The sequence below is a fragment of the Mycobacterium sp. genome (assembly GCF_049647605.1).
Taxonomy (GTDB): domain Bacteria; phylum Actinomycetota; class Actinomycetes; order Mycobacteriales; family Mycobacteriaceae; genus Mycobacterium.
Map to the genome: position 1 here is coordinate 1 of NZ_JBARXZ010000038.1, position 12,836 is coordinate 12,836.

11 protein-coding genes and 1 pseudogene are annotated in these 12,836 nt (G+C 64.5%); 5 read left to right on the forward strand and 7 right to left on the reverse strand.

Going from position 1 to position 12,836, the window contains the following annotated elements:
• Together WBB07_RS05370 and WBB07_RS05375 are read left to right on the forward strand one after the other, a co-directional pair.
• The coding region (locus WBB07_RS05370) for an SGNH hydrolase domain-containing protein (RefSeq protein ID WP_526305480.1) at positions 1 to 210 on the forward strand (210 nt) is incomplete at its 5' end.
• A gap of 12 nt (positions 211 to 222) precedes the next feature.
• Positions 223 to 1,311, forward strand: a complete 1,089-nt coding sequence (locus tag WBB07_RS05375; RefSeq protein ID WP_526305482.1) for an NAD-dependent epimerase/dehydratase family protein — start codon at positions 223 to 225, stop codon at positions 1,309 to 1,311.
• Here WBB07_RS05375 and WBB07_RS05380 read toward each other — a convergent pair.
• The 3 genes from WBB07_RS05380 to WBB07_RS05390 form a co-directional block, all read right to left on the reverse strand.
• Positions 1,308 to 2,309: an NAD-dependent epimerase/dehydratase family protein gene (locus WBB07_RS05380; protein WP_526305484.1), complete on the reverse strand. Its 1,002-nt coding sequence runs from the start codon at positions 2,307 to 2,309 to the stop codon at positions 1,308 to 1,310. The two genes, WBB07_RS05375 and WBB07_RS05380, sit on opposite strands and share 4 nt — an antisense overlap.
• A 47-nt stretch (positions 2,310 to 2,356) precedes the next feature.
• Positions 2,357 to 3,739 carry a nucleotide sugar dehydrogenase gene (locus WBB07_RS05385; protein ID WP_526305486.1) on the reverse strand — a complete coding sequence of 461 codons (1,383 nt, stop codon included), beginning with the start codon at positions 3,737 to 3,739 and terminating at the stop codon, positions 2,357 to 2,359.
• 994 nt (positions 3,740 to 4,733) lie between these two features.
• Positions 4,734 to 6,029: a glycosyltransferase gene (locus tag WBB07_RS05390; RefSeq protein ID WP_526305488.1), complete on the reverse strand. Its 1,296-nt coding sequence runs from the start codon at positions 6,027 to 6,029 to the stop codon at positions 4,734 to 4,736.
• A 214-nt stretch (positions 6,030 to 6,243) separates the two neighbouring features.
• Between WBB07_RS05390 and WBB07_RS05395 the strand changes: the two genes are divergently transcribed.
• Entirely contained in the window at positions 6,244 to 7,884 is a 1,641-nt protein-coding gene (locus tag WBB07_RS05395) for a GMC oxidoreductase (protein WP_526305490.1), read from the forward strand.
• A 59-nt stretch (positions 7,885 to 7,943) separates the two neighbouring features.
• Here WBB07_RS05395 and WBB07_RS05400 read toward each other — a convergent pair whose 3' ends face one another.
• From WBB07_RS05400 to WBB07_RS05410, 3 genes are read right to left on the reverse strand one after another with little or no spacing between them, the layout of a single operon-like run.
• Positions 7,944 to 8,456 (reverse strand): isoprenylcysteine carboxyl methyltransferase family protein, encoded by a 513-nt coding sequence (locus tag WBB07_RS05400; RefSeq protein ID WP_526305500.1) that lies wholly within the window; start codon positions 8,454 to 8,456, stop codon positions 7,944 to 7,946.
• The gene (locus WBB07_RS05405) at positions 8,456 to 9,520 is read right to left on the reverse strand and encodes a type III polyketide synthase (RefSeq protein WP_526305492.1); all 1,065 of its coding nucleotides are present in this window, start codon (positions 9,518 to 9,520) and stop codon (positions 8,456 to 8,458) included. The genes WBB07_RS05400 and WBB07_RS05405 overlap by 1 nt, the downstream gene beginning before the upstream one ends.
• Positions 9,507 to 10,325, reverse strand: coding sequence for a UbiA family prenyltransferase (locus tag WBB07_RS05410; RefSeq protein ID WP_526305494.1), 819 nt, complete (start codon positions 10,323 to 10,325; stop codon positions 9,507 to 9,509). Before WBB07_RS05410 ends, WBB07_RS05405 begins: the two co-directional genes overlap by 14 nt.
• A gap of 141 nt (positions 10,326 to 10,466) precedes the next feature.
• Here WBB07_RS05410 and WBB07_RS05415 point away from each other — a divergent pair, with 141 nt between their 5' ends.
• Both WBB07_RS05415 and WBB07_RS05420 read left to right on the forward strand, forming a co-directional pair.
• Positions 10,467 to 11,519, forward strand: a complete 1,053-nt coding sequence (locus WBB07_RS05415; protein WP_526305496.1) for an SAM-dependent methyltransferase — start codon at positions 10,467 to 10,469, stop codon at positions 11,517 to 11,519.
• A 26-nt stretch (positions 11,520 to 11,545) separates the two neighbouring features.
• Entirely contained in the window at positions 11,546 to 12,334 is a 789-nt protein-coding gene (locus WBB07_RS05420) for an alpha/beta fold hydrolase (RefSeq protein WP_526305498.1), read from the forward strand.
• Between the two features lie 18 nt (positions 12,335 to 12,352).
• On the opposite strand, the pseudogene WBB07_RS05425 reads toward WBB07_RS05420, so the two are convergent.
• A pseudogene (locus WBB07_RS05425) lies at positions 12,353 to 12,836 on the reverse strand (hypothetical protein); the annotation flags it as partial.

The following is a 12,836-nucleotide window of genomic DNA, read 5'->3' on the forward strand; positions in this document are numbered from 1 at the left end:
GGCATCACCGCCGAAACCACCGCCACCGAAGCCGGCGGCGGACACTACGCCGACCTCACCGACCTGTTCTGCACCCCAGACCGCTGCCCCGTCATCGTCGGCAACACCCTCGTCTACCTCGACAGAAATCACTTGACCGTCGAGTACGCCCGCCAATTGAGCCCGGCCATCGGCGCACTCGCCGACCGCGCACTCGCCTACAACCAATAGGAGGTTCGGCTGATGTCAACGTCCGTACTCATCAGCGGCGGTGCAGGATTCATTGGTTCTGCACTCGCTCGCCGACTCGTCACAGCTGGTTACGACGTCACAGTGCTCGATATCTTGCACCCGCAAGTGCACGGAGCACGGGCAGCGATCGACCTGCCGCCCAGCGTCCGGCTACTCACCGGCGACGTCACGCATGCCCCTGACTGGGATGCCGTACTGCGACTGATGCAACCAGACCAGATCGTCCATCTGGCCGCCGAGACGGGAACCGCTCAGTCACTCTCCGAGGCCACCCGCCACGGTGGGGTGAACGTGGTGGGCACCACCCAACTTCTTGATGCCCTCAGCCGCTGCGCCCATGTTCCCGAACAGCTCATCCTCGCGTCGTCTCGGGCCGTCTACGGGGAGGGCGCCTGGCAGTCCGGCGGACACACCTTCTATCCACAGCCTCGCAGTCACGCTCAGCTCCTGGCCGGGGAATGGGATCCGAAGGGCCCCACCGGTGATCCCGCGGTGCCGCTTGCCAGCTGCGCCAACCGAACTGAGCCACGGCCAACCAACATCTACGCCGCGACCAAGCTCGCCCAAGAGCACATCCTGTCGGCCTGGACCGCCGCTCACGACACCAAGCTCAGCGTGCTGCGGCTCCAGAATGTCTACGGGCCGGGCCAGTCGCTGACCAATTCCTACACTGGGATAGTCGCTCTTTTTGCCCGGCTCGCGCGGGACGGGCGCACGCTGGAGGTGTACGAGGACGGGCAGATATTGCGCGATTTTGTCTACATCGAAGACGTGGTCGAAGCGTTGTCCTCAGCCGTACAGAAACCGCCCACAATGGCGCCACGCTGCCTCGACATCGGCTCCGGTACACCAACAACCATCCACACCGCGGCCCGGAAGATCGCCGCCATCTGTGACGCTCCCGAACCAGCCGTCGTAGGCCGGTTCCGCGACGGTGACGTACGCGCGGCACGATGCGACATCGAGCCTGCGACAAAGGAGCTCGACTGGCGCCCCAAGTGGGACCTCGAAGACGGGCTGCGCTCTCTGCTCGACTGGATCGACGAACAATCCGAAGTGTCCACCCAGCGACTGTCCTAGGGTTCATCTCCCGCGGAACCTTCGAGGTACCAGGGGTTGGCCCGTGCCCACTCGACGGTGCGACGCAGCCCTTCCTCGAGGTCAACCTGAAGGCGCCAGCCCAGCTCGCGTTGAGCTTTGGTGGAGTCCGGGACACGACGCGGGATGTCTTCGTAGCGAGCGCCGTAGCGCTCCGCGGTGTCAAAGGCCATGGTGCTCGACACCGAGTCGACACTCGCGATTTTCATCGCCAGGCCGACGGCATCCCGCATCGTCGTCTCGGTCATGCTGCCGACGTTGAACGCTTCACCGATCGCCGCATCACTGTCGGCAGCCAGCAGCGTGCCGGCGATGGCGTCGTCGACGTAGGTGAAACATCGAGTCTGGTCGCCGGAGTCGTACAGCAATGGCGGCCGGCCGTTGAGGATCCGGTGGATGCTCTTCGAGATCACAAAAATCGGATTCTGGCGGGGCCCGTAGACATTGAAGAAGCGGACGACGGTCACCGGCAACCCGTGGGTGTCATGCATGGCGAAGACCATGTGCTCGGCCATGGCCTTACTGGTGCTGTAGCTCCACCGCGCGGTCCTGGTCGAACCGAGAACACGGTCGTCGTCCTCTGCCCACGGAGTGTCGGGGTTTTTCCCGAACACCTCAGATGTGCTGGTGAACACCACTCGGGTGCCGTGCCGGTGACTGAGCTCGAGCACATTTCGGGTGCCGGTCACGCCGACATCGACAACGCGGAGCGGGTCCTCGACATACTTGTTGACACCGACGACGGAGGCCAGGTGGAAGACCGTGTCGACCTCAGGCGTCAAGGCAACCTCGAGTGCCGCGAGATCGGTGACATCACCTTGCACGAAGTGGAAATTGGGATGCCGGTCGAAATCGATACTGCGGTCGCGGGTGTTGCGTGCGAAGTCGAACACCGTCACCGTGTCTCCGCGTTCCAGCAAGGCGTCGACCAGGTGCGACCCGACAAAGCCGTAACCGCCGGTTACGACGACATTAGACATAGTTGCTCTTCCACTAGTGCATACCGATTCCTGGCCGACGATCGGCGCTAACGGCCGATCCCTTTGTAGACAAACCCGGCGGCGCGTACCGCGGCGGGGTCAAAGCTGTTGCGTCCGTCGAGAAACACACATCCTTCTGCCGTCAGGTCCGCAAGCCGGACCAGCGGAATCTGATGAAACTGTCGGTGTCCCGCGAGGACCACCAAGGCGTCAGCATCCTTGACCGTCGACTCGATATCCGAGGTGAGGGGAACCGACGTCACCGTGTGAGCCTCTTCCTCGGGCACCCAGGGATCATGGACGGACAGCTTGCAACCGGATTCCTCGAGCATCTCGACAACGTATTTGGTGGGGGTGAGGCGACAATCACCGGTGTTGTTCTTGAACGCGATGCCCAACACTGCGATCTTGCTGTCCTCGATCGTCTTGCCCTGCGCGGAAAGCAGCTCGGTGAGCAGTCCATAGGTGTAGGCCGGCATAGTGTCGTTGACGGTCCTCGACGTCCGCGGGATCTCCAGGTCCAATCCGACGCTCTGACCCAGATGGTTGACGAACCACGGATCCTTCGTCAAGCAGTATCCGCCAACTCCCATGCTGGGCCTCAGGATGTTCGCTTCGCGACCGCCCTTGGGCATGGTGTTGGCCGCTTCGATGACTTGTAGTGCGTCCATCCCGAGCCGGTCGCATACCTTGGCCAGCTCGTTGGCGAGCGCAACGTTGAGGTCGACCCAGAGGTTGTCGGCAAGTTTCACCATCTCCGCAGTGCGTGGGTCGTCGACGACAACGGATTCAACTCCCAGCGCGTGCCGCCAAAGTGTCGAGCACGCGCGAGCGCTGCGTTCGTCGACGGCGCCGACCACAACGGGAATCGACGTGAGTTCATGAATGGCTTGACCTTCGGCGAGCCGTTCGGGGCAGAAGGCCAGCCCAAAATCCACCCCGGCCCGCAACCCCGATACCTCCTCGAGGATCGGCAGGAAGAGTTTCTCCGTGGTGTCCGGGGGCACTGTGCTCTTGAGAATGATGAGGTGGCCGGCCCGCAAGTACTGGGCCACCGCCTGCGCCGCTGCCGTGATGTCGTCGACGATGGGCTCAAAGTCCGGCCCTAGCGGCGTCCCGACAGTCACGATGATGAAGTCATTGTCCGCGATCGCTCCGAAATCGGTTGTGGCGCGAAGCCTGCCGATGCCGGCGTTGTTCGCGACGAGCTCGCTGAGCCCCGGCTCCGGTACGGCCGTCCTGCCCTCGTTGATTTCGTCGACGACGTTCTGTCGCACGTCGATTCCCGTCACCGGCCAGCCTCTATCCGCGAGAACCGCGCCGATCACCGTGCCGATGTAACCGAAACCCACCACTGCGATTCCCGACCGCATGCCGCGGACCAGGAGGTCGACCTCGGCGTCGCTACGCCCGAACACACCTTCAACCATCTCGGTCAGCCCTTCAGTTCCCTGCGGCTTCTGACAGATGAAGCCGGAGCCCTCATCCCCGCCCGGGCTCGCGGGGAGTCTAAATCACTGTCCACGTTCAACGTTCGAGAATTGGAAAGGTTTCTCACCCGCGCTTCGTGTCATAATTCGTCATCGATTCGGCTGACAGAATCGAATCGCTCGTGTAGCGCATCGGTCGTCAGTTGACCGCCCCCAACCGTGACCAACGTAGTCATGTATTTCTCGGTGTGATGGTCAATTCTTCAGTTAACTCTGACGTACATATATAATTGTTGATCCCCATCCGATATCCCGAAGAACAATCTGACATATTCCGCTCCATTGTGTGCAATTCCGAGTAATTCGGTAGCGTCCGAACATTGAAATACATACACGGAAGAACAGGCCACCGGGAGCCGATCCCAGTTCCCTGGAATACCATTTCAGCTATCTCTCCATTGTTCCGAGAACGGTGCCGCACCGGTAAGCGTCAGCAGGGCCAGGAACTCGATTTGGCCGCCGCCTCGACTACGTTCAGCGGAAGCGTTCACAGACCCCCACTTCTTCAAAAGCAGCGCGACCCCAGCTTTTGTTCATGATTAGTCCGCCTGGCGCCGCGCCGACATCCGGCAGGTGGCGCACCGCCGGCGAGAGTTGCCATGAAGGCCGCGACGATCCAGCCGGTGTGGTACCCCGATTCCAGGCGCCGGCCGAGCGCTATCTGCCACCGCGAGCCCCTCACCAGTACCGATCACGGCGACTGCGACACAGTTGCCCCTCCAGAGCACGGGCCCTCCGGCACCGGGCAGAGACCGGCAACCAGCACAACCACGAGCGTCGAGGACCCCGATTCGCGACGTCCACACCGAGGCGTTGCCATGCGCGAGAGTTCGGCGGAGCATTTGCGTCACGCGATTCCCCGATTGGCGCTGAAACCGGACAGACTCGGCCACGGCCGCATGGCACCCACGCCGGCACACAATTGCCGCGGTCGTCAATCAGATAGGCAGTTGAGGCGTGCGAATTCCTCCACTCGATCAGCAGCAGCCGCGACACTTTCCGATGGTTGTGTAACGCTGGAGGCGATCTCACGAGCCCGTGTCGTGCATTGGGGATTCAGGATCTTGCGCAGGTCCGCAATCAGTGTTTTCTCGGTGGTGCTCGAAAAGCGCCGCCCAGCACCCACCTTCAACCGTTTCAGGTGTGCAGCAAATGACGGCTGATCAGGCAGCGTCCAGAGGATCAGCTGAGGAACGCCCGCCCGCAAGCATGCGGCGAGGGTACCCGCGCCGCCGTGGTGCACAACCGCGCGACAGAGCGGAAAGATGGTCGCGTAGTTCACCGCCCCCACCACCTTGAGGTGCGCGGAGCCGCGGACACCGGCCATGGCATTGCCGAGATCGGTCCCGCCGGCACCGATGATCGCCCGTTCACCCAACCGTGCGCATGCGCCGGCGATCATGCCAACGGTGTCCGCGGGGTCGTCGATGGGCACACTGCCGAAGCCGAAGAAGATCGGCGGGGTCCCCTCGCCGATCCACGCGGCGAGCTCCTCATCGGCGTCCGTCGGCGATGCCATCGCCAGCGCGCCGACAAGCGGTCTTTGCGGAGGGCGTCGCGCATTCCAGGCCGCCCATTCAGCGGACAGCCCGGGAAAGCACACCTTGTCGTAGGCCTGGATCTCCAGCGATCCGCGATCCGCAATCCGCAGCGCCGCGGGGCGGGTCGCATTCGCGAGCCCGAGGTCACGGCGCTGGGCGTCCTCGGCGGCACGAGTCCCACGCCACGCGGCCCAGTCGTTGGTGGTCATTATGAGGCGGCTCAGCCGAGACGGCAGGAAAGGCAAGAGCTGTCCGTGGGCCCGCGCCGGGAAGTAGTGCAAGGTCACCAGCGGAATATCGTAGAACTCCGCGACATTGGCGGCGGGTTGCTCGAAAATCAGGCCCGTGACCAGCAGGTCGGCCCCGTCGACGACCGTCTTGAGGGTCTCGGTCATCGTCGCCCAGCACTCGGCGGCAAATTGCTCGGTCTCACGCGCCATCGCGGTCAGCTCCTTGACCTTCCAAGGAGTACGGAAGTAAATGGTCCAGTATTTGCGCTGGGCGGCCATACTGGCCCGCGAATCCAGGCCACAGGCCACTGTCGTGAGACCAGCCGCCTCGGCAAATCCGACCAGATTGGGCGGGACGGCCATGAGTACGTCGTGGCCGCGCAATTGCAGTTCACGACCGACCACAACGGCGGGTTCGACATCGCCGCGGCTCCCGTAGCTTGCCAACACAAATTTCATCGCAGGATTCTGGCCTTTCCGATCCCGATCATTTGGCGCGATGGTGGAAGCGCATCGGCCATTATTGCCGGTTCTCAGAGCTGCGGGTGGAGAGTCCGGGCATTGGATTCGAATGTTCGTTTCTCGGCCGCATCTTCGCCACGGTGAATGGTACGATCCCGAATCGCCCAGGCATGGTAGAGCTGTGGGCAGTATGGCGCTGAGGAGCTCGATTGTGGCTGACGGCGAATTGTCCGATCGCGAGGCGGAGCACGTCTTGTGGGACGTAATTGTCGTGGGGACCGGCATGGGGGGCGGGATGCTGGGCTACCAGCTGGCCCGGTCAGGCCGCCGGGTGCTGTTTGTCGAGAAAGGTCGCTCCACGTTGCCGGGCGTTCCCGGCACCATTCGCGCACGAATGCCAGAAGTGGCGGAGCCGCCGGCTGCCCGCTCCGCCGTGGCCTACTACGACGCGCTTGCCCGGGCCGGACGATCCACCGATGAAATCGAAGACATCAGCAAGCGCTTCTCCAAGCGGTTCGTGCCCTTCATCGGCAGCGGGACGGGTGGATCCTCGGCACTGTATGGAATGGTCTGTGAGCGATTTTTTTTCCAGGATTTCACTCCCCGACAGAACTTTCGCGACCCGGGCGATTCGACAGTGCCGGACGCCTGGCCGGTCACGTACGAACAAATGCAACCCTGGTATGCAGCGGCCGAACGGCTGCTGGGGGTCCGTGGCCAACCCGATCCGCTGCGACCGGAGGCAACCGAGGTCGGTCTGCCTGCGGCACCACCGTTTTCAGCAGACAATCAGCCGCTCGTCACCCACCTCGAGACGCGTGGCTTGCATCCCTATCACTTGCCGATGGCGTGTGACTACACCGATGATTGTGCCACCTGCCAGACCTACCTATGCGATAGGGCGTGCAAGAACGAGGCCGGTCGCAACTGTCTGGTGCCGGCCCTCACCGAACACGGCGCTCACTTGTTGACGGAATGCCGTGTGGTGCATCTGGACGCCGACTGCAGACAAGTTCGGCAGCTGATCTGCGAAAGCCCCTCTGGCATACTAACTCTCAAGGCGAAGGTAGTGGTGCTGGCGGCAGGTGCACTTGCCACGCCGGCGCTGCTTCTGAACTCTCGATCCGGTGACTGGCCACATGGATTGGCCAATGGATCGGACTGGGTGGGGCGCAACCTGATGCGTCATCTGCTGGACCCGATCGAGATCTGGCCCCAGCCCGACAGCTCGATCACAGCCGCGAACAAGGAAATCGGTCTCAACGACTTCTACTTCTCCGAGGGCCAGAAGTACGGCACCATTCAGTCATTCGGCGCCATACCGCCGATGGAGTGGTTGGTCAACCGTCCCGGCGCACAAGGCAAGGCGCTGCGGATGATGAGCCCGGTGGTGCGTCGGATCTACGAGAAGTTCTTCACCGGCGGACTCGTCCTGGCCGCGATGATGGAGGACCTGCCGTATCTGGACAACCGAGTTCTGCCATCCGATTCGCCGAAAACAGATGGCCGCCAGCGGCTTCGGATCCAGTATCGCCTGCATGCAAGTGAGATCCAACGTCACACCGTATTCATGCAACAGTTCAAAGAGATCCTGAAGCCGTTCCGGACTACCACGCTGGGCAGCGGCAAAGACAACGCCAACCTGGGGCACGTCTGTGGAACGTGCCGCTTCGGCACTGACCCCAGAACCAGTGTGTTGGATCCGCAGAACCGGGCGCACGAGGTCCAGAATCTCTATGTGGTGGATTCGTCCTTCTTCCCGTCCAGCGCGGGTTTGAACCCGAGCCTGACGGTGGCGGCCAACGCGTTACGGGTGGCCACACATGTGAACCAGATGCACTTTGCCAACTGAGGCCGGCCGACCGAGACCTTCACCAGTCGGACCATCGGGTTAGCTGAGCGTTACGCTGGCTAACGCAGTGGCGCCGCCGCCGCCAGCGCGCGCGTCTCGCAGCGCAGCCGGACCGCCAGCAGCGCGGCGTTGAGTGTGGTGAACACTGCCGCCGTGATCCAGGCGGAGCCGGCCAGCGGCAGCGCCGCCCCCTCCACGACGACCGCCACATAGTTCGGATGCGAAAACCACCGGTACGGACCGGTATTGACCAGCGGCAGACCGGGAATGACGATCACCCTGGCGGTCCATCGGGTACCCAAGGTGGCGATGCACCACCAGCGCAATGCATTGGCCGCCAACACAATCACGATCATCGACCACCCCAGAACCGGAATGAAGTCGCGGTTCAGAACAATCGGTTCCACCCAACAGCCTGCCAGCAGCGCCACATGCAGCCCCACCATGACGGGGAAGTGCCGTCTGCCGTATTCGATCCCTCCTCGGCGCAGCAGTTCCGTTGCGTGCCGCTGGGATACCAACAGTTCGGCCAGCCGCTCGGCGGTGATGACAACAAGCAGCACGTAGTAGATCACCATTGCAGCAGCACCAGTTCCACGCTGACCCCGGGGCCGAGTCCGATCATCAGCCCGGCGGATCCCGATGACGGTGTTTTCTCGCGGAGGATCATCTCCAAGACGTGCAGAACAGATGCCGAGGACAGGTTGCCGACCTCGGCGAGCGAGCGCCGGCTCGGTTCCACGGCAGCGTCCGGCAGGTCGAGGCTGTTCTGAATGGCGTCGATGACTTTCGGGCCGCCTGGATGACACACCCAGACGGTGATGTCCTGCACGGTGAGCCCGTTTTCGGCGAGGAACTTGCTGACGCTGCCGTTGAGGTGCCGTTCGATCATGTCGGCCAGCTCGGCGGTCAGCACGATGCGGAAACCGTCCTGCCCCAGCCGCCAACCCAGGGCATCGTTGCTCTCGGGATAGACCTCGCTGCGTGACGCGACAACCCGGAGCCCGTCATCGGACTGCGCGCCGGTCGCCACCAGCGCGGCCGCTCCATCGCCGAACAGGCCGCTGCTGACCAGGTCCGCCGTCGTGACGTCCGCCATCGGCCAGCTCAGCGAGCACAGCTCGACGGCCAGCAGTGCCGCCCGGTGTTGTGGCCAGGCCAGAAGGTAGTCGTGCAGCCTGCCCAGGGCGGCCGCACCGGCGACGCAACCCAGCCCGAAGATGGGCAGCCGCTTGACGTCGGGGCGGAGCCCGAGCTGGGGGATCAGGCGGGCGTCGATCGACGGCACGGCCACCCCGGTGACGGACGTGACAATCAACAGGTCCAGGTCCCGGCCGGTCAGCCCGGCAGCATCGAGGGCTCCTTGGAGAGCCCGCGCCCCGAGCGCGACGGCCTCCCCGATGTAGCGATCGTTGGCCAGCTCGATCCCGCGCAGACTGCGGTACTCCCCCAACGACAGCACGGTGTGGCGATACTCGACGCCGGACTTCGAGTGCAACCGGTCGAGCAGTATCCGCTCTGCCGGTCCGAGCCCGGAGAGCTCGGCCACCTTCGAGGTGAGCTCGGCCTGCGGGTACCGGTGTGCAGGGAAGGCGGATTTCACCGCCATGATCTGGGTACCTTCAGATCTGGGCATAGCCACCCACCACCAACACGAGGACGTCGACGGCCGCGATACCAAACGCCGCCGCGAACGGCACGCGCCCGGTTCCCCGGGCGCCGACCAGTGCGAGCAGGATGGCGGCGCCCAACCCTGCCAGCCCCACCCACTGGCGGCTCGACGCCACGGCCAGCAGAACGGACGCCGACAACAGCAGAACCAAGGCGATCGCCCGTACCGCCCCGGCGCCCCAGCGCGCGTAAACCTGTTGTGGCAGGCCCTTGACCCCGGCTGCTCGATCCGTGACCAGATCGGGCAGCACGTTGGCGAAGTGACCACCGAGGCCAACCAAAGCCGCCGCCGCGGTTGCGTACCAGGTCGGTAGGGGTTGTCCAGGCAGGGTGCTGGCCGCATAGGCGGGAATCGGGCCGAACCCGAGGATGTACATCAGCCCGGACGCCGGTGTCGACTTCAAGCCGAGGTTGTAGGCCCAACCTGCGCCGACGATGACCGCCAGGATCGCCGCGGTCGCAACGCTGATGGCCAATGCCATCACTATCGCCGCCACCAGCGCTGTGCCCGCCGCGACCCAGACTGCACGAACACTGATGGCCCCGGTGGCCACTGGTTTGTCCGTCCGGCCCGCCGCGGCGTCTCGAGCAGCATCCATGGCATCGTTGGACCAGCCGACCGACAGCTGGCCGGCCAGCATGGCAGGGGCCGTCAATACCGGGCCCATGCCTGCCGGCGCCGCCTGCGCCGCCAACAGGGCAGCCAGCGCCGTGATCGCCACCGACGGTCCAGGATGGCCGGCGATGACGAGTGCTCGCGTCCGCCTCATGACATGGGCTGCTGTCCGGATGTTGACCGTAATTGTCGGGTTCCCCTCAATTCTGCGTGCGCCCGTCCACAAAAACTGGCGAGGCAGCGCAAGGTAGAACCCAGTCATGGTAATAAATTTCGTGAGGGAAGGTCCTGAAAAGTGAGGCTTGCTCTGCGAAGCGCCAACCCCGCCGAGTGGCTTGCGCTGCGAGCCGGCATCGTTCCTACCGCCGCAGCCGAGGCGTGGGGCGGTATGGCGTTGTCCGCGGTTGTCATCACCGCCGTCCGTACCGGCATCACCGCGCGCCTGGCACAGCAACCTTCCACCGCGGAAGACCTTGCCGCTCATCTGGATCTGGATCCGGTACCGACCCGGCTCCTACTGGACTGCCTGCGCTCGGGCGGTCACGTCACCGTTCGGCGCGGGCGTTACCGCCTCAGCCGCTCATCGCGGCGTTGGCTGGACCCGGCATCGGCGCTGTCGGTCGCGCAGTACATTGCGGGCACATCGGACTACTGGGCCTGGTGGTCAGATCTGGAGACGGTCACCCGCACCGGGCAACCGGACGGACATCACGACGCGCCGTCCGATGATCCCTACTGGCGGCGCTATATCCGCGGCCAACTGGAACTAGCCCGGCTCAGCGCCGACGAAGTGGCCGGCAAAGTTCGGCTGCCCAACGGAGCTCGACACCTGCTGGACCTCGGCGGCGGCCACGGCTGGTACTCGGCGCAGCTGTGCCGGCGCAATCCGCAGCTGACCGCAACCGTGCTCGACCTGCCAGGCAGTTCGGCGATCGGCCGGGAAATCATCGCCGAAGCGGGGATGGCGGACCGGGTTCGGCACCGCGACGGAGATGCCACCCGCGACGACTTCGGCACCGGGTACGACGCCGTGCTGTGCTTCAACCTCCTCCACCACCTCACCGCCGAACAGACCCGCGAACTCTTCGGCAGGATCTACGATTCGCTGGCGCCGGGAGGTGTGCTGGCAGTCATGGATGCCTTCGCCGAGCCGAACCGCCGCACGTCGGCTGCCGCAAACGTCCTGGGGCTGTTCGTGTATCTGAGCTCTGGCGCGCAGGTCCACCCCCCGGCGCGGCTGTACGGCTGGCTTCACGAAGCCGGGTTCGGCACCCCTCGGAGGATCCGCATTCTGCGGATTCCGGGGCAGGCCATGTATCTCGTCAGCAAGGCCGAGCATTCGCGGTAGGTCGCCGCCCCTTTACGATCGTTGCCATGGGGCTGTTCGTGCGCGAATCCGGTCCGGCGGGTGCTCCCACCCTCGTCTTCCTGCACGGTGCGGAGCACAGCGGCCGGTCATGGGAACCCGTGGTCGCGCATCTGCCGCAGTACCGCTGCCTGCTACCGGATCTGCCCCAGCATGGCGAGAGCGTCCGCGAGGGGCCGTTCGACATCGGCCAAACCGCCTCTGCGGTCGCAGATCTGATCCGCTCCCGCGTGGACACCGGTCGAGCACACCTGATCGGACACTCTCTCGGCGCGCAGGTCGGAGCACAGTTACTTGCGACCGCCCCAGAGGTCGTCGATCGGGCATTGCTGTGCGGTGCCATCGTCAACACCATGCCGGGGGTATGGCTGACCCGACTCCTGCTGGGTGCGTTCGCCGGGATGTCGCGGTCCATCGAGATCGCGCAGTCCATCCAGGAAACGGCACAACAACTGGCAAACCCGTCGACGTGGCGTGAGGAGGCACCGGCTGAGGAGCCTCTCATGCCCGCCGAGCAACTCTCCGAGATCGTGGTGGCGTCAGCAGGTTTCACCCTTCCTGACGGCCTGGACAAATCGGATTCGCCCACGTTGTTCCTCACGGGCGCCACCGAACTGCCGTTTGTGCATCAGTCAGCAGCAGCGTTGCGGCAGCGAATGATCAACGGAGTCGACGCAGTGGTTCGCGGTATGGGCCACAACTGGCCCCTGGATCACCCCGGGCAGTTCGCCCGCACCCTCGACAGCTGGCTCTCCGGTACAGCATTGCCGGCACGGATCGTCGTGTCGACCTCTTAGAGTTGCTGACCGGAGAGACTACCGCTGCCGCAGTGGGTCAGCTGTCGGCGCCACCAGCGCCACCGGCCCCACCAGTTCCACCGGCTCCACCGCTTTTCCCACTTGCCCCGCTACCGCCTTGACCCGAGTCACCCGACCCGCCGGCGGTGCCGCTACCGCTGTTTCCGCCTTTACCGCCGGTTCCACCCTGGCCACCAGCGCCGCCGGTTCCGCTACCACCGGCAGTGCCTTTTGCGCCGGACTTGCCGAACAGCCCGGAGCCGCCTCCGGAGCCGGCTTTGCCACCGTTGCCACCGTCACCACCGACGCCGCCGGTTCCACCAGCGCCACCGGCGCCGCCGCCCGCAATGGGCGAAGTGCTGTCACTGCTGGCGCCACCTGTGCCACCGCTTCCGCCGGTACCCCCGACTGCGCCCACGCCGCCGTTACCGCCGGTAGCGCCGTTTCCACCGCTACCGCCGTTGCCGCCGAACAGGCCGCCGCGGCCCCCGCTGCCGCCTGC

Bases quoted from the DNA above. Each gene is read 5' to 3' on its own strand.
- WBB07_RS05375 (WP_526305482.1), top strand. From the start codon at position 223: ATGTCAACGTCCGTACTCATCAGCGGCGGTGCAGGATTCATTGGTTCT.
- WBB07_RS05380 (WP_526305484.1), bottom strand. From the start codon at position 2,309: ATGTCTAATGTCGTCGTAACCGGCGGTTACGGCTTTGTCGGGTCGCAC.
- WBB07_RS05385 (WP_526305486.1), bottom strand. From the start codon at position 3,739: ATGGTTGAAGGTGTGTTCGGGCGTAGCGACGCCGAGGTCGACCTCCTG.
- WBB07_RS05390 (WP_526305488.1), bottom strand. From the start codon at position 6,029: ATGAAATTTGTGTTGGCAAGCTACGGGAGCCGCGGCGATGTCGAACCC.
- WBB07_RS05405 (WP_526305492.1), bottom strand. From the start codon at position 9,520: ATGCCCAGATCTGAAGGTACCCAGATCATGGCGGTGAAATCCGCCTTC.
- WBB07_RS05410 (WP_526305494.1), bottom strand. From the start codon at position 10,325: ATGAGGCGGACGCGAGCACTCGTCATCGCCGGCCATCCTGGACCGTCG.
- WBB07_RS05420 (WP_526305498.1), top strand. From the start codon at position 11,546: ATGGGGCTGTTCGTGCGCGAATCCGGTCCGGCGGGTGCTCCCACCCTC.